Source organism: Gordonia sp. OPL2 (genome assembly GCF_003797825.1).
In the GTDB taxonomy this organism is placed as follows: domain Bacteria; phylum Actinomycetota; class Actinomycetes; order Mycobacteriales; family Mycobacteriaceae; genus Gordonia.
Window position 1 is genome coordinate 21,951 of record NZ_RKME01000037.1, and the last position, 22,291, is coordinate 44,241.

20 protein-coding genes are annotated in these 22,291 nt (G+C 68.5%); 12 read left to right on the forward strand and 8 right to left on the reverse strand.

Annotation, left to right across the window (positions count from 1 at the left end; translation table 11 throughout):
• Positions 1-58: 58 nt before the first annotated feature.
• From EEB19_RS23820 to EEB19_RS23845, 6 genes are all read left to right on the forward strand, one after another.
• Positions 59-1,546 carry an amidase gene (locus tag EEB19_RS23820; protein WP_187589805.1) on the forward strand — a complete coding sequence of 496 codons (1,488 nt, stop codon included), beginning with the start codon at positions 59-61 and terminating at the stop codon, positions 1,544-1,546.
• 55 nt (positions 1,547-1,601) lie between these two features.
• Positions 1,602-3,263, forward strand: a complete 1,662-nt coding sequence (locus EEB19_RS23825; protein ID WP_187589806.1) for an FAD-binding dehydrogenase — start codon at positions 1,602-1,604, stop codon at positions 3,261-3,263.
• Between the two features lie 105 nt (positions 3,264-3,368).
• A complete protein-coding gene (locus EEB19_RS23830; RefSeq protein ID WP_262365884.1) occupies positions 3,369-4,526 on the forward strand; it encodes a Dyp-type peroxidase in 1,158 nt (385 codons plus the stop codon).
• Positions 4,527-4,588: 62 nt separating this feature from the next.
• On the forward strand, positions 4,589-5,401 hold the full coding sequence (locus tag EEB19_RS23835) for a family 1 encapsulin nanocompartment shell protein (RefSeq protein WP_187589807.1): 813 nt from the start codon (positions 4,589-4,591) through the stop codon (positions 5,399-5,401).
• A 106-nt stretch (positions 5,402-5,507) separates the two neighbouring features.
• Positions 5,508-7,241, forward strand: a complete 1,734-nt coding sequence (locus EEB19_RS23840) for an ABC transporter ATP-binding protein (protein WP_187589808.1) — start codon at positions 5,508-5,510, stop codon at positions 7,239-7,241.
• Entirely contained in the window at positions 7,238-9,208 is a 1,971-nt protein-coding gene (locus EEB19_RS23845) for an ABC transporter ATP-binding protein (protein ID WP_187589809.1), read from the forward strand. Before EEB19_RS23840 ends, EEB19_RS23845 begins: the two co-directional genes overlap by 4 nt.
• Before the next feature lie 103 nt (positions 9,209-9,311).
• Here the strand turns inward: EEB19_RS23845 and EEB19_RS23850 are convergent, their stop codons facing one another.
• Positions 9,312-9,989, reverse strand: coding sequence for a hypothetical protein (locus EEB19_RS23850; protein ID WP_187589810.1), 678 nt, complete (start codon positions 9,987-9,989; stop codon positions 9,312-9,314).
• A 48-nt stretch (positions 9,990-10,037) separates the two neighbouring features.
• Here EEB19_RS23850 and EEB19_RS23855 point away from each other — a divergent pair, with 48 nt between their 5' ends.
• On the forward strand, positions 10,038-10,607 hold the full coding sequence (locus EEB19_RS23855) for a YdeI family protein (RefSeq protein ID WP_187589811.1): 570 nt from the start codon (positions 10,038-10,040) through the stop codon (positions 10,605-10,607).
• Positions 10,608-10,725: 118 nt separating this feature from the next.
• Here EEB19_RS23855 and EEB19_RS23860 read toward each other — a convergent pair whose 3' ends face one another.
• The 3 genes from EEB19_RS23860 to rnhA all read right to left on the reverse strand — a co-directional run bounded on the left by EEB19_RS23860 (position 10,726) and on the right by rnhA (position 13,024).
• A complete protein-coding gene (locus tag EEB19_RS23860) occupies positions 10,726-11,520 on the reverse strand; it encodes an SDR family oxidoreductase (protein ID WP_187589812.1) in 795 nt (264 codons plus the stop codon).
• Positions 11,521-11,669: 149 nt separating this feature from the next.
• Positions 11,670-12,599: a D-isomer specific 2-hydroxyacid dehydrogenase family protein gene (locus EEB19_RS23865; protein ID WP_187589813.1), complete on the reverse strand. Its 930-nt coding sequence runs from the start codon at positions 12,597-12,599 to the stop codon at positions 11,670-11,672.
• On the reverse strand, positions 12,596-13,024 hold the full coding sequence (gene rnhA / locus EEB19_RS23870; RefSeq protein ID WP_262365885.1) for a ribonuclease HI: 429 nt from the start codon (positions 13,022-13,024) through the stop codon (positions 12,596-12,598). The genes EEB19_RS23865 and rnhA overlap by 4 nt, the downstream gene beginning before the upstream one ends.
• Positions 13,025-13,214: 190 nt before the next feature.
• Between rnhA and EEB19_RS23875 the strand changes: the two genes are divergently transcribed.
• Positions 13,215-13,985 carry a methyltransferase domain-containing protein gene (locus tag EEB19_RS23875; RefSeq protein ID WP_187589814.1) on the forward strand — a complete coding sequence of 257 codons (771 nt, stop codon included), beginning with the start codon at positions 13,215-13,217 and terminating at the stop codon, positions 13,983-13,985.
• Here EEB19_RS23875 and EEB19_RS23880 read toward each other — a convergent pair.
• Both EEB19_RS23880 and EEB19_RS23885 read right to left on the reverse strand, forming a co-directional pair.
• Positions 13,913-14,683 carry a Pr6Pr family membrane protein gene (locus EEB19_RS23880; RefSeq protein ID WP_187589815.1) on the reverse strand — a complete coding sequence of 257 codons (771 nt, stop codon included), beginning with the start codon at positions 14,681-14,683 and terminating at the stop codon, positions 13,913-13,915. The genes EEB19_RS23875 and EEB19_RS23880 overlap by 73 nt on opposite strands.
• Positions 14,684-14,815: 132 nt before the next feature.
• Complete coding sequence (locus EEB19_RS23885; RefSeq protein ID WP_187589816.1) at positions 14,816-16,078, reverse strand: citrate synthase; 1,263 nt, start codon at positions 16,076-16,078, stop codon at positions 14,816-14,818.
• A gap of 100 nt (positions 16,079-16,178) precedes the next feature.
• Here EEB19_RS23885 and EEB19_RS23890 point away from each other — a divergent pair, with 100 nt between their 5' ends.
• The 4 genes from EEB19_RS23890 (at position 16,179) to EEB19_RS23905 (ending at position 20,194) form a co-directional block, all read left to right on the forward strand.
• Complete coding sequence (locus EEB19_RS23890; protein ID WP_187589817.1) at positions 16,179-17,318, forward strand: citrate/2-methylcitrate synthase; 1,140 nt, start codon at positions 16,179-16,181, stop codon at positions 17,316-17,318.
• 115 nt (positions 17,319-17,433) lie between these two features.
• A complete protein-coding gene (locus EEB19_RS23895; protein WP_187589818.1) occupies positions 17,434-18,690 on the forward strand; it encodes a DUF4185 domain-containing protein in 1,257 nt (418 codons plus the stop codon).
• An 88-nt stretch (positions 18,691-18,778) separates the two neighbouring features.
• Complete coding sequence (locus EEB19_RS23900) at positions 18,779-19,393, forward strand: dihydrofolate reductase family protein (RefSeq protein WP_187589819.1); 615 nt, start codon at positions 18,779-18,781, stop codon at positions 19,391-19,393.
• Positions 19,394-19,660: 267 nt separating this feature from the next.
• Positions 19,661-20,194 carry a DUF1697 domain-containing protein gene (locus EEB19_RS23905; RefSeq protein WP_187589820.1) on the forward strand — a complete coding sequence of 178 codons (534 nt, stop codon included), beginning with the start codon at positions 19,661-19,663 and terminating at the stop codon, positions 20,192-20,194.
• A 140-nt stretch (positions 20,195-20,334) separates the two neighbouring features.
• Here EEB19_RS23905 and EEB19_RS23910 read toward each other — a convergent pair whose 3' ends face one another.
• Both EEB19_RS23910 and EEB19_RS23915 read right to left on the reverse strand, forming a co-directional pair.
• Positions 20,335-21,717: a ClC family H(+)/Cl(-) exchange transporter gene (locus tag EEB19_RS23910; protein WP_187589821.1), complete on the reverse strand. Its 1,383-nt coding sequence runs from the start codon at positions 21,715-21,717 to the stop codon at positions 20,335-20,337.
• A 37-nt stretch (positions 21,718-21,754) separates the two neighbouring features.
• Positions 21,755-22,240 (reverse strand): hypothetical protein, encoded by a 486-nt coding sequence (locus tag EEB19_RS23915; RefSeq protein ID WP_187589822.1) that lies wholly within the window; start codon positions 22,238-22,240, stop codon positions 21,755-21,757.
• Between the last annotated feature and the right edge of the window lie 51 nt (positions 22,241-22,291).

The window sequence follows — 22,291 nt, forward strand, 5'->3', positions numbered from 1 at the left end:
TCGGGGATCGCAGGTCGCAAGTCTTCCTCCGTCGTCTGCCGCGTCGTAGTGTGGCCGGGTGAAGCCGAGCGAGTACCTGAGCCACGACGCGACCGACCTCGCCCGCCTCGTCGCCGCCGGCGAGGTGACCCCCGCCGAACTCCTCACCCTGGCCCGACAACGCGCCGATCAGGTGAATCCCCGACTGAACGCGATCGTCCGGCGTATGGACGACGCCGCCGACGGCCGCATCGCCGCCGACGACCTCACCGGGCCGTTCGCCGGCGTCCCGTTCCTCATCAAGGATCTCGCCCAGGAGTACCGCGGCTACCCGACGTCGTCGGGCTCGCGCTCCCTGTCGCGGTATGTGGCGGGCGAACACTCCAACGTCGTGCGCCGGTTCCTCGACGCCGGACTGGTGATCTTCGGCAAGACCAACACCCCCGAGTTCGGCGCGAAAGGCGTCACCGAACCCGATCTCTGGGGTCCGGCGCGCAATCCGTGGAACACCGACCACACGCCCGGCGGGTCGTCGGGCGGTTCGGGTGCCGCGGTGGCCGCCGGGATCGTGCCCGCCGCGGGCGCCAACGACGGCGGCGGATCGATCCGCATCCCGGCGGCGTGCAACGGGCTCGTCGGACTGAAGCCGACGCGCGGTCTGGCGCCCTACGGTCCCGCGACCGGTGAGTCGATGTTCGGGATGGCCGTGCAGGGTGTCGTCTCGCGGACCGTCCGCGACGCCGCCGCCCTCTACGACGCCATCGTCGGCCCCACCGCCGGATCGGTGTACCCGATCGCCACCCCCGACACCCCGTTCACCGCCCGCATCGCCACGCCGCCGACAGGGCTTCGGATCGGGTATTCATCGGAGTCCTCGATCAACCCGAATCCCGACCCGGAGGCGGTCGCCGCCGTGGAGCACGCGGCCAGGGTGCTCACCGATCTCGGCCACCACGTCGAGGAGGTCCCGCAGCCCTACGACGACGCGGCCCTCGCCCGCGACTTCCTGACCATCTGGTTCGCGGTGCTGGCGACCGAGGTCGACGAGGCCCGGGCCCTGACCGGCGCCTCCGACCGCGACTTCGAGGCGGACACCCTCGCCATCGCCGAGCTCGGACGGTCGGCCGGGGTCGTCGCGGCGCTGACCGCGCTCGGCAAGGTCAACGACTACGTCCTGTCCCTCGAGCGGTTCCATCAGCGGTTCGACCTGCTCCTCACCCCGACGCTCGCCACACCACCGCTGCCCGTCGGCGCCACCTCCACCCCGCCGCTGCTGCAGGGCGCATCGCGGGTCATCGCGAAGGTGCATGGCGGAAACCTGCTCGCACGCACCGGAATCCTCGACGATCTGATCGAACAGAGCCTCGGCTGGGTCCCCTACACCCAGCTCGCGAACCTCACCGGCCGGCCCGCCATCAGCGTGCCGCTGCACTGGACGGCGACCGGTCTGCCACTCGGGGTGCAGTTCGTCGGACGCCTCGGCAGCGACGGTGATCTCCTCGCCCTCGCCGCCCAGCTCGAACAGGCGGCGCCGTGGGTGCATCGGTACGCCGACATCGCGCTCTGAGCGGACCTCGCGGGCGCTAAGGTCGACGTCAACACAGGCGAATGAGGAGGGGCGCGTGAGCGAGCAGCAGGCCGATGCGGTGGTCGTCGGTGCGGGGTTGGCGGGGTTGGTCGCGACCTACGAGCTCACCCGCGCGGGCCGCAAGGTCATCGTGGTCGATCAGGAGAACCGGGCCAATCTCGGTGGGCAGGCCTTCTGGTCACTCGGCGGTCTGTTCCTCGTCGACACCCCGGAGCAGCGCCGGCTCGGCATCCACGACTCCGCCGAACTCGCCCTGCAGGACTGGATGGGATCGGCCGGCTTCGACCGCGACGACGAGGACTTCTGGCCGCGGCAGTGGGCACGCGCCTATGTCGACTTCGCCTCCACCATCAAGCGCCAGTATCTGCACGACCTCGGTCTGCGCATCACCCCCATCGTCGGCTGGGCCGAGCGCGGCGGCGGATTCGCCGACGGTCACGGCAACTCGGTTCCGCGGTTCCACCTCACCTGGGGCACCGGGCCCGAGGTGGTGCGGGTGTTCGCCGAGCCGGTGCTCGAGGCCGAGAAGAACGGGCTCGTGGAGTTCCGCTTCCGCCATCGCGTCGACGACCTCGTCGTCGAGGACGGCGCCGCGGTGGGCGTGCGCGGTGCGGTGCTCGCGCCGACGGACCTCGATCGTGGCGTCGCGTCGTCGCGCGATGTCGTCGGCGACTTCGAGATCCGCGCCGGCGCGGTCATCATCACGTCGGGCGGCATCGGCCACAACCACGACATGATCCGCCGGAACTGGCCGACCGAACGACTGGGTCCGGCCCCGAAGACGATGATCTCCGGTGTGCCCGCGTACGTCGACGGCCGGATGCTGGGGATCGCCGAGGAGTCCGGGGCCAGCCTCGTCAACCGCGACCGCATGTGGCATTACACCGAGGGCATCCACAACTGGGACCCGATCTGGCCCGATCACGCGATCCGCATCATCCCCGGGCCGTCGTCCCTCTGGCTCGACGCCGACGGAAACCGGCTGGCGCCGCCCAACTTCCCGGGATTCGACACCAACTCGACGATGAAGGCGATCCTGTCGACCGGGCACGACTACTCGTGGTTCATCCTCACGCAGAGCATCATCGAGAAGGAGTTCGCCCTCTCCGGTTCCGAACAGAATCCCGACATCACCAGCAAGGACCTCAAGTTCGCGGCCAAGAGCAGGCTGGCCAAGGGCGCACCCGGACCCGTCGACGCCTTCACCAAGCACGGGGTGGACTTCGTGGTGCGCGACAACCTCTCCGAGCTGGTGGCCGGAATGAACGAGATCTCGCGGGGACCGAAACTCGACCTGCAGCACATCGAGCGGGTGATCTCGGCCCGCGACGCCGAGATCGACAACAAGTTCTCCAAGGACGCCCAGCTGATGGCGATCACCAATGCCCGCCAGTACCGCGGCGACAAGATCGTGCGGGTGGCCAAGCCGCATCGTCTGCTCGACCCCGAACACGGACCACTCATCGCCGTCCGGCTGAACATCTTGACGCGAAAGACGTTGGGCGGCTTGGAGACCAATCTCGAGTCGCAGGTACTGCGGCCCGACGGCACCGCCTTCGACGGGCTGTTCGCGGCCGGCGAGGTGGCCGGGTTCGGCGGCGGCGGCGTGCACGGGTACAACGCGCTCGAGGGCACGTTCCTCGGCGGCTGCATCTTCTCCGGGCGCGCGGCGGGCCGTGCCATCGCCCGCGGCTGACCCGTTCCCGATGCCCTCACCTGGCCGAAAAGGTATGCCTCACCTGCCCATTCGACCGACGACGACCGTCGGGCGTCGATGCGCCCGTCGCGTACAGTGAACGCCGTGCCGGTCCCGCAGACGATCCTCACACGCAAGACGAAACAGGCCCTGTTCCTCGTCCTGACCATCGACGACGGTGGGGAATCCGCGGTCCGCGACCTGCTGTCGGATCTGCCGACGCTGACCCGTGCCGTGTCGTCGCGCGCACCCGAGGCCGCACTCGCCGCCATCGTGTCGGTCGGCTCGGATGCCTGGGACCGCCTCTTCGCCGGCGCCCGCCCCCGTGGGCTGCGGCCGTTCGTCCCCTACGAGGGTGAGGTGCACACGGCGCCCGCGACCCCCGGTGACCTGCTGCTGCACATCAAGGCCGATCAGATGGACCTCTGCTTCGAGGTCGGTCGGCTCGCGATGGACGCCCTGGGCGATGCGGTCACCGTCGTCGACGAGGTGCACGGATTCCGCTACTTCGACCTGCGTGACCTCATCGGCTTCGTCGACGGCACCGAGAACCCGGTCGGTCAGGCCGCGATCGACGCGATCACCGTCGGCGACGACGACCCCGCATTCGCCGGCGGCAGTTACGTGGCGATCCAGCGTTACGTCACCGACCTCGGCGCGTGGGGCTCGCTCACCGTCGAGGAGCAGGAGGCCGCGATCGGGCGCACCAAGACCGACAACGTCGAGATGTCCGACGACGTCAAGCCGTCGAACTCGCACATCGCGCTCAACGTCGTCGAGGACGCCGACGGCGAGGAGATCGACGTCGTCCGCGACAACATGCCCTATGGGGACGTCTCCGGCACCGGCGAGCTCGGCACCTTCTACATCGCCTACTCGGCGGGTCCCGATGTCACCGAGGAGATGCTGCGGAAGATGTTCATCGGGGATCCGCCCGGCAATTACGACCGCCTCCTCGACTTCACCACCGCCGTCACCGGCTCCCAGTTCTTCACCCCGACCGTCGACTTCCTCGAAGACCTGCCCGACCCGCCGTCCGCCGCGAGCGACAGCGACGCCTCCTCCGCGACGAGCGATTCCCCCGCTGGTCGAGTAGCGGCGAGCGAGCCCCTCTCCGCTGGTCGAGTAGCGGCGAGCGAGCCCCTCTCCGCTGGTCGAGTAGCGGCGAGCGAGCGAAGCGAGCCCGACGCGTATCGAGACCACGACGCACACTCAGACTCCCGCCCCACCGACGGCTCTCTCGGCATCGGCTCCCTGCACTAACCACCCGCTCTCTCACCGACAACGACACCCCCGACGACCCGACCCACCACCAGGAGGCCACCATGAGCAATCTGCATCGCGAACTCGCACCGATATCCGAGGCCGCCTGGGCCGAGATCGACGAGGAGGCGACCCGCTCGTTCAAACGCAACAGCGCGGCGCGCCGCCTGGTCGACGTCAAAGGTCCGCTGGGCAACGACGCCGCCGCCGTCACCCTCGGTCACCGCGCCAAGATCGATGCGCCCGCCGACGGCATCATCGCGTTCACCCGCAAGGCCCAGCCGCTGATCGAGCTGAAGGTGCCGTTCACGCTCACCCGCGAGGCCATCGACGACGTCGAACGCGGTTCGCAGGACTCCGACTGGGATCCCGTCCGCGACGCGGCAGCCGAACTCGCCCGTGCCGAGGACCGCGCGATCTTCGAGGGCTATGCCGCCGGCGGCATCACGGGCCTGCGGTCCGAGGCATCGGCGACCCCCATCGAACTGCCCGCCGACGTCCGCGACTATCCCGAGGCATTGACGCGGGCCACCACCGCGCTGCGACTCGCGTCGGTCGAGGGGCCGTACTCGCTGGCGCTGTCGGCCGACGTCTACACGTTGGTCAACGAGACCTCCAACCACGGCGTGCCGATCCGCGATCATCTGCAGCGACTGCTCGTCGCCGGCGGCGACATCGTGTGGGCACCCGCGATCTCCGGGGCCTTCCTGCTCAGCACCCGCGGCGGTGACTTCGAGATGAGCATCGGCCAGGACGTCTCGATCGGGTACGACCACCACGACGCCGACTCGGTGACGCTCTATTTCCAGGAGACCTTCACCTACCTCACCTACACCCCGGAGGCCGTCGTCCCGTTCACCTTCAGCGAGGTGTGACCATCGGGCGGCGTGCTGTCGATACCCACCGGGCGGTGAGGACGGCGTCGATATCACATCGCGACCCCCACCGGTGTGTTGCTAGCGTCGTACAAGTGATCTCGCCATGCTGACCCGTCTCATCCGCATGTACCTGGCGCGCTACAGCTCGTACATGACGGCTGTCGTGGCGCTGCAGCTCGTCGCCACCGGCGCGATGTTGTACCTGCCCACACTCAACGCCGACATCATCGACAACGGTGTCGCACGCGGTGACACCGGCTACATCCTCAGCACCGGCGGGTGGATGTTGGTGGTGACGGTCGTCCAGGTCGTCGTCACCGTCGTCGCCCAGTACTTCGGTGGCCGCGCCGTCCTCGGCGCCGGCCGCGACATCCGCCACGACCTGGTCCATCGCGTCAACAGTTTCTCCGCCCGCGAGATCGGCACCTTCGGTGCGCCGTCGCTCATCACCCGCACCACCAACGACGTGCAGCAGGTCCAGCTGATGATCGTGATGAGCACGACCATCCTGGTGATGGCGCCGATCATGTGCATCGGTGGCGTCGCGATGGGCATCCACGTAGCACCGAGCCTGTCCTGGTTGCTCGCCGTCGCGGTGCCGGTGCTCGCGATCACCGTCGCCATCCTGATCAGCCGGATGGTGCCCGCCTTCCGCGCCATGCAGGAACGCATCGACATGGTCAACCGCATCCTGCGCGAACAGATCACCGGCATCCGCGTCGTCCGCGCTTTCGTGCGCGAACGTCACGAGATCACCCGATTCTCGGGCGCCAACGACTCGCTGTCCGACGCCACCTACCGGGTCGGCAAGATCATGGCGCTCGCGCTGCCGCTCGTCATGCTCATCACCAACCTGACGATCGTCGCGATCATCTGGTTCGGCGGGCACGCCGTCGCCGACGGCACCGTCGAGATCGGCGCGCTGACCGCGATGATCAGCTACGTCATGCAGATCATGATGTCGGTGATGATGGCATCGTTCCTGGCGATGATGGCGCCGCGTGCCGCCGTCTGCGCCGAACGGATCTGCGAGGTGCTCGACACCGAGACGTCGGTCCGCCCGCCGACGACACCGGCCGATTTCGCCGACGACCCATCCCGCATCGAGTTCCGCGCCGCCGAGTTCCGCTACCCCGGCGCCGACGACCCGGTGTTGCGCGACATCACCTTCCGCGTGGAGCCGGGTACGACGACGGCCATCGTCGGGTCCACCGGGTCGGGCAAGACGACGGTCACCAGCCTGGTGCCGCGACTCATCGACGCCACCGACGGTGCCGTGTTCGTCGGCGGCACCGACGTGCGACACCTCGATCCGGACACCCTGCGCGGCGTCATCGGACTGGTGCCGCAGCGGCCGTACCTGTTCTTCGGCACCGTCGCATCGAACATCCGGCACGGCAAACCCGACGCCACCGACGAGGAGATCTGGGAGGCGCTGCGGATCGCCCAGGCCGAGGATTTCGTCACACGCATGCCGCAGGGTCTCGAGACGCCGATCGCGCAGGGCGGCACCACGGTGTCGGGCGGTCAGCGGCAGCGACTCGCCATCGCCCGGGCCATCGTCCGGCGCCCGTCGATCTACGTCTTCGACGACTCGTTCTCCGCCCTCGACCTCGCGACCGACGCCCGGCTGCGTGCGGCGCTGCGGCCGGCCACCCGCGACGCCGCGGTCATCGTGGTGGCACAGCGGATCTCCACCATCGTCGACGCCGACCAGATCGTCGTCCTCGACCGCGGACGGATCGTCGGGCTCGGTCGGCACGACGACCTGCTGTCGACGTGCACGACGTATGCGGAGATCGTCGAGTCCCAGCTGGCGATCGCGGAGGCATCATGACGCGCGGGGGCGGGCCGCCGATGCGGCCGGACGGGCCGGTCGAGAAGCCGCGGTCGTTCGGGCCGTCGGTGAAGCGGCTCGTGCGACTTCTCCTCGGGCACCGCTGGTCGATGCTCACGATCCTCGGGTCGACCCTGGTGGGCGTGGCCCTCACCGCCGTCGGACCCCTCATCCTCGGTCACGCGACCAACCTCGTCTTCGACGGCGTCATCGGCGGCATGCTGCCGGATGGTCAGTCCAAGTCCGAGGCCGTCGCACAGCTGCGGGCGGACGGGCAGAACACCTTCGCCGACATGGTCAACTCGATGGACGTGACGCCCGGCACCGGTGTCGACTTCGGCGATGTGGCGCAGGTCCTGCTGTTCGCCGTCCTGCTCTACGCGATCGCATCGGCACTGTCCTGGGTGGCTGCCTACCTGCTCAACAACGTCGTCGTCGGCACCATCCAGGGACTGCGCGCCGAGGTCGAGCACAAGATCCACCGTCTGCCACTGCGCTACTACGACGCCTCGGCACGCGGTGATCTGCTCAGTCGCGTCACCAACGACCTCGACAACCTCACGCAGAGCCTGCAGCAGACGATCTCCCAGCTGCTCAACTCGGTGCTGATGGTCATCGCGCTGCTGATCGCGATGATCTGGGTGTCGCCGCTGCTGGCGCTGATCGCCATCGCGACCGTCCCCCTGGCCATCATCGCGACGACGCTGATCGCGAAACGGTCCAAGCCGCACTTCATCGCGCAGTGGTCGTCGACCGGCGCCCTCAACGCCCAGATCGAGGAGGCGTTCACCGGCCACGAACTGGTGAAGGCGTTCGGCCGGCAGGCCGAGGTCGAGGCCACTTTCGACGAACGCAACGAGAAGCTCTACCAGTCGAGCTGGCGGGCCCAGTTCATCTCCGGGATCATCATGCCGACCGTGATGTTCCTCGGGAACCTCAACTACGTGGCGGTCGCCGTCGTCGGTGGTCTGCGCGTCGCATCGGGATCGCTGAGTCTCGGTGAGGTGCAGGCGTTCATCCAGTACTCACGACAGTTCACCCAGCCGCTGACCCAGATCGGGTCGATGTTCAACCTGATGCAGAGCGGTGTCGCGTCTGCGGAACGCATCTTCGACGTCCTCGACGCCGACGAGGAGTCGAGCGATCCGGCCGATCCGGTGTCCCCGGCCGACGACCACGGTCGCATCGTCTTCGACGACGTGTCCTTCCGCTATCTGCCCGACAAGCCGCTCATCGAACGCCTGTCGCTGGTGGCGCAGCCCGGCCACATGGTCGCCATCGTCGGCCCCACCGGCGCCGGCAAGACGACGCTGGTCAACCTGATCATGCGGTTCTACGACGTCGATTCCGGCGCGATCCTCGTCGACGGCGTCGATTCTCGGCAGATGACCCGGGACGATCTGCGCGAACGGACCGGCATGGTGCTGCAGGATTCGTGGCTGTTCGGCGGGACCATCTACGACAACATCGCCTACGGCGACCCGACCGCGTCGCGCGAGGAGGTCATGCAGGCCGCCGAACTCAGCCACGTCGACCACTTCGTGCGGACGCTGCCCGACGGCTACGACACCGTCCTCGACGAAGAGGGCGGCGGGGTGAGTGCCGGTGAGCGACAGCTGATCACGATCGCGCGTGCGTTCCTCGCCAAGCCGACGATCCTCATCCTCGACGAGGCGACCAGCTCCGTCGACACCCGCACCGAGTTGCTCATCCAGCAGGCGATGGCCAACCTGCGGACCGACCGGACGAGTTTCGTGATCGCACACCGGTTGTCGACGGTCCGCGACGCCGACGTCATCGTCGTGATGGAGGACGGACACATCGTCGAGCAGGGCACGCACGACGAACTGCTCGCAGCCCAGGGCGCGTACTGCCGCCTCTACAACAGCCAGTTCGCCGGGCCGGTCGATGCCGAACCCGTCGATCCCGAACATCCCGACCGCGTCGACGAGCCGGTCGGTCCGTAGTCGCCGGTCGCCGGTCTCGGCCGCCGTCACCAGAGCGGCGCCACCGGTGGGCCGCGACAACAGTTGTCGCGAGCGGTCGCTCACGACGCGGCTGTATACGGTCTCAGTCGCGGCGAGGCTCGAGCGCCGCGGCGATCCGACTCTCGAGTTGCTCGCTCGCCGCGGGTGGCACGGCGATCAACCCGTCGAGTTCGGAGCGGGCCCTGCGGTAGGCGGCCTGCCGCTCCGCCGGGGTCGCGGCGTCGTCGGCAGCGATGGCGACCAGTCGGCGGGCACGTTCGAGCCGCTCGCGTTCGACGGGTGAGAAGTCGGACTGCCGCCGACGACGCGCCTCGCGCTCGGCCGCGTCGAAGGACGTCGCATACTCGCCGACGGCATCGCGATACTCCGCGAACGCGGCCGGGTCGAGGAGCTCGTCGGGATCGGTGGGGCGCAGATCGTCGGCGCGCAGTTTCGCCCGGTGGAAGGCGAGCGTCAGCGGCTCACGGAGGTCGGTCATCATCGGATAGTCGATGAGGGTGGCCAGGTCGACCTCGTAGCCGAACCAGCGTTCGTTGACGCCGTCGTGGCGGGCGAACGCCTTCTGGATCGCGGTCTTGCTCGTCTGCGTGATGCGTGTCTGCTCGGTCTGGGCCGACGCCTTGATCCGGGCGAGTTCGATCTTGTCGCGCCGCCGCTTCTCGTTGTAGGCGCCGACCCGCGTGGCCCACCCACCGGCGACGCCGCCGATCGGGAAGATCAGCCACCAGTAGTCCTTGGCGAAGTCGAGCACCTCGTTCACGAGTTCGATCGTACCGACGAGGACCGCCTCAGCGCCTACCCTGGTCAGGTGGCCGACCCGAACGCGGAGCATCTGCATCCCGAGTCCCTCGACGAGTGGCGCGCGTGGTTGCGCGACCATCACGCGGACTCCGCCGGTGTCTGGCTTGTGTTCTGGCGCAAGGAATCCGGCAAAACGCCGCTCGACTACGACCAGACCGTGCGGGAGGCGCTGTGCTGGGGGTGGGTCGACGGGCACACCCGCACCATCGACGACGACCGGCGCGGCATGTGGTTCACCCGCCGTGGCCGCACGAGCGCGTGGGCGGCGTCGAACAAGGCCCGCGTCGCCGATCTCCTCGCCGAGGGCCGGATGCAGCCCGCCGGGCAGGCCGTCATCGACGACGCCAAGGAACGCGGACTGTGGAATCTGCTCGACGACGCCGAGGCACTCATCGAGTCGTCGGAACTCGCCGCCGCTCTCGATGCCGACCCGCAGGCCCGCACGCACTGGGACGCCTGGCCGCCCAGCGTGCGGAAGTTCGCACTCAGTCAGATCGCGTTCGCCAAACAGCCTGCGACCAAGACCAAGAGGATCGCGACGATCGTGGAGAAGGCTGCTCGCGACGAGCGTCCGTGACCCCCCGCCACCCTTCGTGACGTTCCTCCGCAAGCTCCGGAACCCTCAGGGACCGAGGGCAGGTCGTCACCCCGACCCCTGAGGAGACCGCGAGGAACGAGCGGTCGTCACGAAGGGTCTACAGATCCGGGATCGGCAGATCGAGATTCGGCGCGATGATGCCGCCGTCGACCTCGAGGATCTTGCCGGTGACATAGGCACCCGCGGGTGAGGCCAGGTAGAGCGCGGCTGCAGCGATGTCGTCCGGGTCGCCGAGCCTGTGCAACGGCGTCGCCGACTCGACCGCGGACCGCATCCCGTCGTCGGAGGCGACGATGTCGAGCGCGGAGGTCAGGATCGCCCCGGGCGCGATGCCGTTGACGCGGATGCGCGGGTTCAGGTCCATCGCCGCGATCCGGGTGTAGTGGGCAAGCGCCGCCTTCGCGGTGCCGTAGGCGGCATAGGCGCGACCCGGCAGCCGTCCGACCGCCGACGTCACGTTGATGATCGAGCCGGTCTGCCCGTCGTCGGCGAGCATGTGCGGCACGGCCGCCGTGACCAGCGCATGCGCATTGGTGACATTGAAGTCGAAGGCCTGCGCGAGGTGTTTGGGCTTCGTGTCGAGCAAGGGCCGGGGCAGCGCACCGCCGACGTTGTTCACGAGTATGTCGAGGCGTCCGAAGGTGTCGACGGCCCGCTGGGCGAGCGCCGCCGCGGCATCCGGATCGCTCAGATCGGCGACGACCACCTCGGCCCGTCGACCGACCTCGGCCACCCGGGCCGCCACCTTGTCGAGTTCGGTCTCACTGCGTGCGGAGATCACCACGTCCGCGCCCGCCTCGGCGAAGGCGACGGCGATCGCCGCCCCCAGCCCGCGGCCGGCGCCCGTGATGATCGCAACCTTGTCGTCGATACGGAATCTGTCGAGGATCACGCCACTGAGGATGCCACCGAATCAGCGAAACTGGAACACGTTCTAGAATTTGATCGGGCGGCGCAGGGTGTGCGCGCCTCGTCTGGTCCCGCTCCGACTCGATCGGGCGCGGGACGCGCGAATCGGCGCAGGAACTCCGGAGCGGTCGGCTAGTAGGCGCTGTCGGGGTCGACGCGCGCCAGCATGTCCTCGCCGGCGAGGTAGCGACGGATGTTCTCGGCGAGCCACGGCGCCATCGTCCGCGTCAGCCCCGACGACGGGTTCGCGACGTGCGGCGTGATGATCACGTTCGGCAGCGACCAGAGCGGATCGTCGTCGGCGGGCGGTTCGGGATCTGTGACGTCGAGGGCGGCCCCGGCGATCTGTCCGTCGCGCAGCGCTGTGACCAGCGCATCCTGGTCGACGAGCGGTCCGCGCGCGACGTTGACCACCCAGGCGTGCGACGGGAGGGCGGCGAGCGACTCTGCGTTGATCAGGTGACGCGTCTCGGCGGTGGCCGGCGCGGCGAGCACCACGTGGTCGGTCTGACCCCACACCTCGGCCGTGCGCTCGGACGGCAGGGTCACCGCAGCGCCCTCGACGGGCCTGCCCGACCGGTTCACCGCGATCACGCGTGCCCCCGACGCGGTCAGTCGTGGGATCAGAGATGCCGCGATCCCGCCGGCACCGATGATCGCGACCGTCGAACCGTGCAGTGAGCGGACGGCGGTGTCGATCGGCTGTTTGTCCCAGTGCCGCACGACGGCTGTGTTGATCTGACGCAGACCGGCGAGCAACAGGGCGAGGGCGTGCTCGGCGACGTTGTCGGCGTAGAAACCGGAGGCGTTGGTCCACAGCCGACGGTCGTCGAGGGTTCCGGCGCCGACGTACTCCTCGATGCCCGCGGTCTTCAGGGCGACCCATTCGATGTGGTCGGGCAGCTCGGGAAACGCGTCGACGGTACCGATCCACACCAGCACACGCGCCTCGTCGAGGCCGACGACCCGTCCGCCCGCCTGCTCGACCGCGGCGACCAGGTGCTCGTCGGGCTCGGGCTCGACCGCGACGGTCAGTTGTCGCGCATCCCCACGATCGCTCATCGGGCGTCCGCGATCTGTCGGGCGGCCGACGTGGCGAGCTCGTCGGCGATCTCGTTGTAGTGATCGCCCGCGTGGCCCTTCACCCACTTCCAGGTGACCTCGTGCCGCTTCTCCTCGTCGACGAGGCGTCGCCACAGATCGGCGTTCTTCACCGGCTTCTTGTCGGAGGTCTTCCAGCCGTTGCGTTGCCACCCGGCCACCCACTTGGTGATGCCGTTGCGGACATAACTGGAGTCGGTGTAGAGCACGACGGTCGACGGCCGGGTCAGCGCGGCCAGTGCCTCGATGGCACCGGTGAGTTCCATCTTGTTGTTCGTGGTGGCGGGATCGGCTCCGGAGATGCGCTTCTCCTTGCCCCGGTAGCGCAGGATCGCACCCCACCCCCCGGGCCCGGGATTGCCCAGGCACGCACCGTCGGTGGAGATCTCGACAACATCGGTCGGATCCGATGACCCTCGGCCGTCGGAGGGATCGAGGGTCTCGAGTCGGGGGTCGTCGAACACTGCGTCGGTCACGCAAGGAAGGGTACCCCCACCCCGATCCGACACCCGGTGCTCGGCCGCCGGCAACCTTCGACCCCTGCCGAGTGGCTGTCCGAAACACTAGGGTGGGTTCATGCAGACGTGGGATCCGGATCGCTACCTCCAGTTCGCCGACGACCGCGCACGGCCCTACCTCGATCTCATCGCACAGATTCCGACGGCGCCGTCGACGATCATCGATCTCGGTTGTGGTCCAGGCCATCTCACCCGTCACCTGCGCGCGATGTGGCCGGACGCGCAGGTTCTCGGCATCGATTCGTCACCGACGATGATCGATCAGGCGATTCGCGAGAACACCGACGCGCACGCCAACTACGACATCGCCGACGCCTCCGAGTGGACACCGGATCAGCCCGTCGACCTCATCATCTCCAACGCGATGTTCCAGTGGGTGCCCGATCAGTTCGCGGCAATCGACCGTCTCCTCGCCTATCTGACCGAGGGCGGAGTGTTCGCGTTGCAGGTGCCCGACAACAGCGACTCGCCCACGCATCGCAGCCTCGCCGAGCTCGCCGACGACCCGCGTTTCGCCGATCGCCTGGGTGGTGTCCGACGACTGCCCGCGTTCGATCCGGCGCAGTATCTGGAGTTCTTCACCGACCGGGGCTTCTTCACCAACGCGTGGTCGACGACGTACATGCACGTGCTGCACGGCACCGACCCGGTCTACGACTGGATCTCCGGAACCGCCGCGCGACCGTATCTGCTGGCACTCGACGACGGTGACCGCGAGACGTTCGTCGCCGAGCTGAAAGAGCGCCTGCGCGAGGCCTATCCGCCGAAGTCGTGGGGCACGGTGTTGCCGTTCCGTCGCACGTTCGCGGTGGCCGGACCGCCGTCCTGATCCGCTGCTCCATCTCGACGCGGCCGCAGCAGTGACGGGACGACGCCGTCGACGACCTTGAACGCCGCGGCGAGGATCAGGCCGAGGATGACGACGAGGATCGCGTTCACGACCGCACGCAGGTAGCCGACGTCGGTGACGTCGAGGAACGGGTACGGGTACCAGTCGGTGAACGCGCCCTGGGTGAAGATGTAGATCAGCCAGATCACCGGCAGGATGAACGCGCCCGGGATCGTCGACCACCGGAACGCCGGCCGCGGACCGAAGAGCAGCCAGCCCAGGACGAACGCCCACGGCGCAATGTAGTGGAAGCCGATCGTGGCGACCAGCGCGCCACCGGTGAGGTGCACGTCGGGGGCGAGCACGATGTCGAACACGAGACCGGTGATGGTGATCGCCAGCAGCGCGTTCAACCTCGCCACCGACCACCACGTCCCGTGCCGTAGCGGATCGAGAACGAGGAGCACGCTCACCACGAGGACGACGATGTTGCTGTCGATGGTGAAGTAGCTGAACATCCGCCACAGCCGGACCGGCATGCTCACCGCCTCGCCGGTGTCGCCGGAGTTCGCGTCCGCGCCGCCGGAGAAGATCAGCCACAGTTGCAGGATCAGCGAGCCGACGATGACGGCGGCGAGGATCGCATGCCACCACCGACTCGCCGCGATGCGTCCGGACTGCTCCGGGTCAGAGGTCATCCTCTCATTGTTCGTGACGACCGCCCGAGCACAACGTGACACGCGCGATACCCGACCGACCGTCACACCTTCCCCCTTCCCCGTCCCCTGTTCGCAGACGTAGCGAAAATCGTCGCTGGACGACGGTTCCCGCTATGTCTGCGGAGGGAATGGCGGAGAGGCGCCGGGCCGTACTCCGGTGTAGACACCCTCGGGGCGGAACCGCAGTCGGCGCTCGCCGTACTCCTCGAGGGCGTGGGCGGTCCAGCCCACCATCCGGGCGAGACCGAAGATCGTCTCGGCCGCGTCCGGCGTCATCCGGTGACGCAGCGCGAGCGCCGCGAGCGCGAAGTCAGAGTTGACGAAGGTGCCGTCGGGAAGCTGCCGACGGATGTCGTCGACGGCGGGCATGACGCGTCGGTCACCTCCGCCGGACGTGCGCAGCAGTTCGATGAGGATCTCGGCACGCGGGTCACGGTGGCGATAGACGACGTGCCCGGTCCCCGGCACCGGCCTGCCCAGGTAGAGCTGCTCCGACAGCGCGGCGGCCGGGTCGTCGAGGGCATCGGCGAGGAAGCGATGGGCCAATGTCGTCGCGCCACCGTGGACCGGACCGTCGAAGGCTCCGAGCCCCGCCCCGAGCACCGCGTAGATGCTGCCGCGCGCGCTCGCCGCGACCCGCGCCGCGATTGTCCCCGCGGCGAGATCGTGATCGGCGAGCAGGATCAGCGCGGCGTCGAGGGCGTCGATCTTGCGCCGCGTCGGTCGTTCGTCGGTGAGACACGGCCAGAGTCGTGCGGCGATAGTTCCCGCCGGTTCCGTCGCACAAGTCCCGTCGGGGTCGAGCACATCCACGCACGCGCCGATGATGCGTGCGGCGGTATCCGCCACCGCCGACGACTCGCGACGATGACGGCCGGGGTCGCGGGCGCCGAGGACATCGACGGTCAGGCGGATGAGGTCGAGGCCGCGCGCGTTGGGGCCACCGGCAGCCCGGATCACCGAACGGAGGCCACCACGGTCGACAGCGTGCGACGACTTCCAGTCGACATCGTTGTCCCACAACAGATTCGCGACGTCTTCGAATCGTTCCGTGGCGACGAGCTCGGCGACGTCGCGTCCGCGATAGAACAGCTGGTCGCCGTTCAGCAGGGTGAGTCGGGTCTGGATGCGTTCGACGACGCCGGCAGGTGCGCGACCACGCCGACCGGAGACGAGATTCTCGATCTCCTCGACGGCGAACACGCTGCCATCGACCCCGTCGATCCGCGCACTCGTGAGGCGCCCTCGGCTGACGTAGGCGTACACGGTGGGCACCTTCACCCCGAGCAACCGCGCTACCTGCCCGGTGGTGAGGTAGTCGCGCCCGTCGTGGTGGATCGGCGTCGGGAAACGCCGTGTGTGCATACGGTTCACATGTTGATCAAATCAACATTGACGATGATCATCAACACCGCCCATCGTGAGAGGTGCCGTCGCGGAACCTGCTGCGGCCGTGGATGAGCGGAGGTCGGAGATGGAACAACTGATCGCACCGGAGGGGCTGGCGAACGTCGTCGTGGCCGACACCGAGATCGGCGACGTACGCGGCGACGAGGGCTTCTATCACTATCGTGAGCATTCGGCGGTCGACCTCGCCCGCACCCGGTCCTTCGAGGACGTGTGGTACCTCTTCGTGCACGGTGAGCTTCCCGGCCCCGCGGACCTCGACGACTTCCGCGCGGCGACGACGGCCCTGCGCGACATCCCGGATGAGCTCACCGGATTGCTCCGGACGGCCGCGCTGCTCGGCGACGATCGTGACACCCTCGCGGGATTGCGGACGGTGTTGTCGGCGGCGGGCCCGGCCGCCCATGCCGGACCGCTCTGGGACGCCGATCCCGACACCATCCGGCACGACACGATGCGGGTGGCCGCACTGACGCCGACGGTGCTCGCGGCGCTCCACCGCATCCGTGTGGGTGAGGAGCCGATCGCCCCCGATCCGGCGCTGTCGGTGGCGGCGAACTGGCTGTATCAGGTGACCGGACGACGACCGGCACCCGAGCATGTGCGCGCCGTCGAGCAGTACCTCATCGCGACCGTCGACCACGGCTTCAACGCGTCGACGTTCACCGCCAGGGTCATCGCATCGACCGGCGCGGATGTCTATGCCGCGGTGTGCGGTGCGCTCGGCGCATTCTCGGGTCCGCTGCACGGCGGCGCTCCTGACCGCGCCCTCGACTCCCTCGACGAGATCGCCCGCCACGGTGACGCCACCGCGTGGGCGCGCGAGCAGGTGGCGGCACGTCGACGGATCATGGGATTCGGCCATGCCGTCTACCGAACCGTCGACCCGCGCTCGGAGTTGTTGCGCGACATCGCCGTCGACCTGGGCGGGCCCACGGTCGATGCGGCCGTCGACGTGGAGAGGCGTGTCGTCGAGGTGCTGCGCGAGGCGCATCCCGATCAGCCGCGCTATGCCAACGTCGAGTTCTACGCCGGCGTCGTGATGGACGCCTGTGGCATACCGCGATCGATGTTCACGCCGACATTTGCGGTGAGTCGGGTGGTCGGCTGGTGCGCCAACATCGCCGAGCAGGCGCGCTCACGCAAGATCATCCGGCCACGGGCCCGCTACATCGGGCCGGCCCCCACACCGTCGGCCGGGTCCTGAACTGCCGATGACGCTGCCGATAACGCCTACGTCTCGGTTCGGACCACGATCTGTGGAGATCCCCTGAGTTCTGCAACACTGGCACCATCAGTCACCAGTCCGCAGGGGGTCGTCCATGTCCAGATGGCGTCTGCTCATCGTCGGAACGTCCGCCGCGCTGGCGATCACGGGTCTCGCGACGGTCTCCTCACCTGCGCAGGCCTCGATCTGCAGTGCGGTCGGCTTCCATGGCGGCGACGTCGGCAGCACCGGGAGCAGCGGATCGAGCGACATCGGTCTCGGCAGCATGGACTTCGGCAGCTACCGGGCCAACGGCAAGAAGCCGCAGGGACCTCTGGTGAAGCTCAAGGGCGCCAGCCGCGCGGTGCAGTGGGTGACCGGACCGCGCAGTCCCAACCGCACCGATCAGCGGTTCTCGATCACCTCGACCGACGTGGGCGTGCCGTGGGACAACGGGTCCGGCCAGGTGCTCATGGCCTTCGGCGACACCTGGGGCGAGTGCGCCGGCCAGATGGTGTGGCGCCACAACACGATGCTGCGCAGCAACGGCAATGCCGACCTCGACAAGGGCATCACGTTCCCGAACGCGATCCCCGGGTCCGTCCGGTCCGGCGCCTCGGTGACACCGGCACATCCGACGTTCGCCCAGCCGATGCTGAACGCGATCGGGGTGCGCAACACCGAGGTCGGCAAGATCCCGACGGGTGGCATCGCGATCGGCGGCACACAGTTCATGAGCTACATGTCGATCCACCGCTGGGTCGGCCCCGGTCGCTGGGAGACCAACTATTCGGCGATCGCCGTCTCCCGCGACAACGGGCAGACGTGGACGACCGACAACAGCACCATCCGCGCGAATCTCGACCTGACCGTGCCGGGCGTCAGTCAGGTCGCCCAGGGGCATGGGCGATTCCAGATGGGGGCGTTCCTGCGGTCCGGCGGCTACGTCTACCAGTACGGGACCCCGAACGGCCGCTTCGGCGCCGCCTTCGTGTCCCGTGTCCGTCCAGCCGACATCCTGAACCTCGATCGTTACGAGTACTACCGGGGTGGCACATGGTCACCGCGTCCGGCCGACGCCGTCCCGATCGTGCGACAACCGGTGAGCGAGATGTCGGTCGCCTGGAACAGCTATCTCGGCCGGTTCGTGATGCTCTCGGAGCAGGCCGGGTCCATCCTGCTACGGACCTCGCCCACCCCGGTCGGCCCGTGGAGCGGACCGAAGGTGATCGTGCCGGCCGCGCAGACCCAGGGTCTCTATGCGCCCTACATCCATCCGCGGGCGACCGGACAGATGCTGTACTTCGTCGCATCCCGGTGGGATGACTACAACGTCATGCTCATCAAGACCGATCTCGCCAAACTCCGCTGACCTCGCTGCGGAGGCGCGTCGCCGGCACCGATGACTTTGCGTTGCGACCCGAGTCTGACCCGACGAATCATCGACCGCAGGAGGACCAATGCCACGAGTCACGGCCGACATCGCCATCTCCCTCGACGGATACGGCGCCGGGCCCGGCCAGACCGAGGACGCCCCCATGGGCACCGGGTTCGAGCAGGCGCACCGCTGGATGTTCGACGCTGCCGAGGAGAACACCGCCGAGATCGAGGCGATCCTGGGACACGGTGCATACATCATGGGGCGCAACATGTTCGGTCCGATCCGAGGAGACTGGCCGGACGACGCCTGGAAAGGGTGGTGGGGTCCCGAGCCGCCGTATCACGCCCCGGTCTTCGTGCTCACCCATCACGCGCGTGAGCCGCTGGAGATGGACGGCGGCACCGTGTTTCACTTCGTCACCGGCGGCATCGAGGATGCCTTCGCGCGGGCCGTCGACGTCGTGGGCGACGACGGTTCGATCTCGATCGCCGGCGGCACCGACACGTTGCGCCAGTATCTTCTCGCCGGCTTCGTCGACGAATTGCGGTTGCACGTCGCACCGTTCGTCAGCGGTGCCGGCGAGAACCTCTTCGACGGCCTCGAGGACGTGACGCTCACCCCGACGTCGGCGCGCGCCACCTCGCTGGTGACACATCTGACGTATGACGTGGCCGGACCACGATCCTCGGCGTAACGTCGGGCAGGTGGGCCGATCCCACAACCGACGAGCACCCGTCGTCGTTCTCCCCTCAGTGAGGAGTGATCATGGGCCAGCCAGTCCCTCCCCCGCAGCCGCCGCCTGATCCGATGCCGGCACCGGAGCCGGTCCCCGAGCCACCGCCGGAGCCGCCCATCCCGACTCCCCCACCGCCGGACCCGGGAACACCGAATCCCGGCCCTCCGCAGCCGGATCCGCCGCCGCGTCCGACGGTGATCTGACCCGTCCCGACCGAGGAGGACCATGTCGCGTCGCGTGGTGCTGATCCGCGCGGTCAACGTCGGTGGCGCCAAGCTCCCCATGGCCGATCTGCGTGCCATGGCCGAAGAGCTCGGCGCCACCAACGTCTCGACCTACATCGCGTCGGGAAACCTGCTGTGCGAACCACCCGGTGCGGCAGCGACTTTCGATCGCGCACTGGAGAAGGCGATCACCGAGCGATTCGGATACTCCCGCGAGGTCATCAGCCGCTCCCGTGACGAGCTGGCCGCGGCGCTGCAGGCGCATCCCTTCGAGGTGTCGGAGCCGAAGTTCTCCTACGTCTACTGTCTGACCGGTGTGCCGGCCGCCGACAAGGTGGCGGCCTTCGCCGAGCGGCAGTTCGGCTCCGACGAATTCACCGTCATCGGCAACGATCTGCACATCCGGTACGTCGAGGGCGCCGGCGTCTCCAAGCTCACCGCGCCCGTCATCGCCAAGGGGCTGGGCGTCCAGGGCACGGGCCGCAATCTGAAGACCGTCCAGAAGCTGATCGACCTGGCAGATCAGGACGCCTGAAGTTCCGGTCCCTGAGGAGCGATCCCGCAAACCCGGTCCCTGAGGAGCGAGCTTGCGAGCGTCACGAAGGGCCGTCGCTACCCCGACCCCTGACCAGCGAGCCCGCCCAACCCGGTCCCTGAGGAGCGAGCTTGCGAGCATCACGAAGGGCCGGCCACACCACCCCGCGCACCCCCGACCCCACGCTCGAGCATCCGCACCCGCAGGGCGTCGTAGATCGGCGGTGAACGCAGCAGCGACGCGATCACCACCGCCATCGCACCGGAGACGAGCATCGGGATCGTCACCGAGGTCACCGCGGTCATCTCGATCACCAGCACCAGCCCGGTGAACGGCGCCCGGACGATCGCCGCGAACAGCGTGGACATCCCGACGAGCGCGAACGCGATGGTCAGATCCTGATCGAGGCCGGGCACCACGACTTCGGTGATGCGGCCGGCGACCACACCCATGAGGGCGCCCAACGCGAGGATCGGGGCGAAGATGCCACCCGGTGTACCGGCGGCATAGGAGATGGGCCCCAGGACGAAACGCACCGCGACATAGAGGATCACCGCCGGCAGCGCGAAGTGCTGCCCGGTCAGGATCAGATGTGCGAGAACGTCTCCGCCGCCGACGACATCGGGTTCGGCGAACAGCAGTATTCCGACGACCCCACCGATGACGCCCGCCTTCACCACCGCGGGTATCCGGCCGATGCTGTCGAATATGTCCATGCAGGACAGGATCAGCCGGTTGTAGACGACGCCGAGCAGACCGACGGCGAGGCCGAAGACGACGAAGATCGGCACCGTCGTGAGCGAAGGCGCGGAGACGTTCCCGACGTGCGGGAAGTCCGGTTGGTCACCGAGGACGAGTCGACTGGCCCCGACCCCGATGGCGACCGCCACCATCGTCACGACCGCCTCGCGCAGCCGGAACTTCTTGGCGACCTCTTCGAAGATGAAGAAGACCGCGCTGATCGGTGCGTTGAACGCGACCGCGAGTCCGGTGCCCGACAGCACGGTCTGCAGCAAACGGATCTCGTCGATCGCGAGTCGTGCCCATCGCCCGGCTGCCGCACCGATCGCCGCCGCCATGTGCACCGTGGGTCCCTCCCGACCGAGGACCATTCCCGCGGCACCGATGGACAGCAGACCACCGACGAACCTCGCGGGAACCACCGACAGCGGCGGCGGATCGGCCTCACCGCGGTCGACGGCCTCCACGTGCTGGATGCCGCTGCCCGCCGACAACGGCTGCCATCGGGCGATCGCGGCCGCGGCGGCCGCCGCAACAGCGGAGACGGCGACCGGCACCAACCACGCCCAGGTCGCGTGTCCGTGCGACCAGTCGACGAGGTCGCCGCGCCAGGCGTCGATGTGTTCGAGCAGCCAACGGAACGCGCCACCGAGGAAACCCGCGACGGCGCCGGCGATCAGGGCCAGCAGCAGGATGACCCACAGTGTGCGACCGGTGAGGAGATCGTCGTCGACGCCGGCGTCGCCGGCCGGTTCGTCGTGGCCGTGGGAGTCGTCGACCATCAGCGGGCCCGCGTGCCCGCCGGGTAGCCGTGCCCGGTCATGCGCGGGCGAGTGCTGCGGTCACCTTCTCGAGATCGGTGAGCTGGGTGTCTTTCGGTGCCTCCCACAGCTTCTTCGGGAGCTCCTCGAGGACGACGACGGCCGACTCGGCCGACGACAACCGGGCGCGCTTGTCGTCGTCGTCGGACAGTTCGGCGGCGGCGATGAGTTTGTCGTCGAGGTCGAAGACGGCGTCGTCGAGACGGTCTCGCGCCGCGACCAGGTCGGCGTCGTGCGGGATCGCCGGATTCGCATGCACATCGGCGATCGCGTATCGGATTCGCTGATGCAGCAATGCTTCCGTCGAAGTCGCCGATGTCCAGTCCTCCGGGGCGCGTCCGGGTTTGCCGGGGACCAGGTCGGTGGAGCGCGCGAACGTCTTGACCCGCTTGTCGGAGTCCCAGGCGAACCACACCGCGCCGCCGAGGATGAACAGCGCGACCACGATGGTGATCACGATGACGACGATTGCGATCGTTCCCATGGGTCGACCATAGTCCTCGACGCCGGCGAGTCCTCGGAGGTCCGGGTGCGG

Coding starts and splice junctions, on each gene's coding strand:
- EEB19_RS23910 (WP_187589821.1), bottom strand. CDS start 21,717: ATGGTCGACGACTCCCACGGCCACGACGAACCGGCCGGCGACGCCGGC.
- EEB19_RS23840 (WP_187589808.1), top strand. CDS start 5,508: ATGCTGACCCGTCTCATCCGCATGTACCTGGCGCGCTACAGCTCGTAC.
- EEB19_RS23880 (WP_187589815.1), bottom strand. CDS start 14,683: ATGACCTCTGACCCGGAGCAGTCCGGACGCATCGCGGCGAGTCGGTGG.
- EEB19_RS23875 (WP_187589814.1), top strand. CDS start 13,215: ATGCAGACGTGGGATCCGGATCGCTACCTCCAGTTCGCCGACGACCGC.
- EEB19_RS23895 (WP_187589818.1), top strand. CDS start 17,434: ATGTCCAGATGGCGTCTGCTCATCGTCGGAACGTCCGCCGCGCTGGCG.
- EEB19_RS23890 (WP_187589817.1), top strand. CDS start 16,179: ATGGAACAACTGATCGCACCGGAGGGGCTGGCGAACGTCGTCGTGGCC.
- EEB19_RS23845 (WP_187589809.1), top strand. CDS start 7,238: ATGACGCGCGGGGGCGGGCCGCCGATGCGGCCGGACGGGCCGGTCGAG.
- EEB19_RS23900 (WP_187589819.1), top strand. CDS start 18,779: ATGCCACGAGTCACGGCCGACATCGCCATCTCCCTCGACGGATACGGC.
- EEB19_RS23835 (WP_187589807.1), top strand. CDS start 4,589: ATGAGCAATCTGCATCGCGAACTCGCACCGATATCCGAGGCCGCCTGG.
- EEB19_RS23865 (WP_187589813.1), bottom strand. CDS start 12,599: ATGAGCGATCGTGGGGATGCGCGACAACTGACCGTCGCGGTCGAGCCC.
- EEB19_RS23905 (WP_187589820.1), top strand. CDS start 19,661: ATGTCGCGTCGCGTGGTGCTGATCCGCGCGGTCAACGTCGGTGGCGCC.
- EEB19_RS23915 (WP_187589822.1), bottom strand. CDS start 22,240: ATGGGAACGATCGCAATCGTCGTCATCGTGATCACCATCGTGGTCGCG.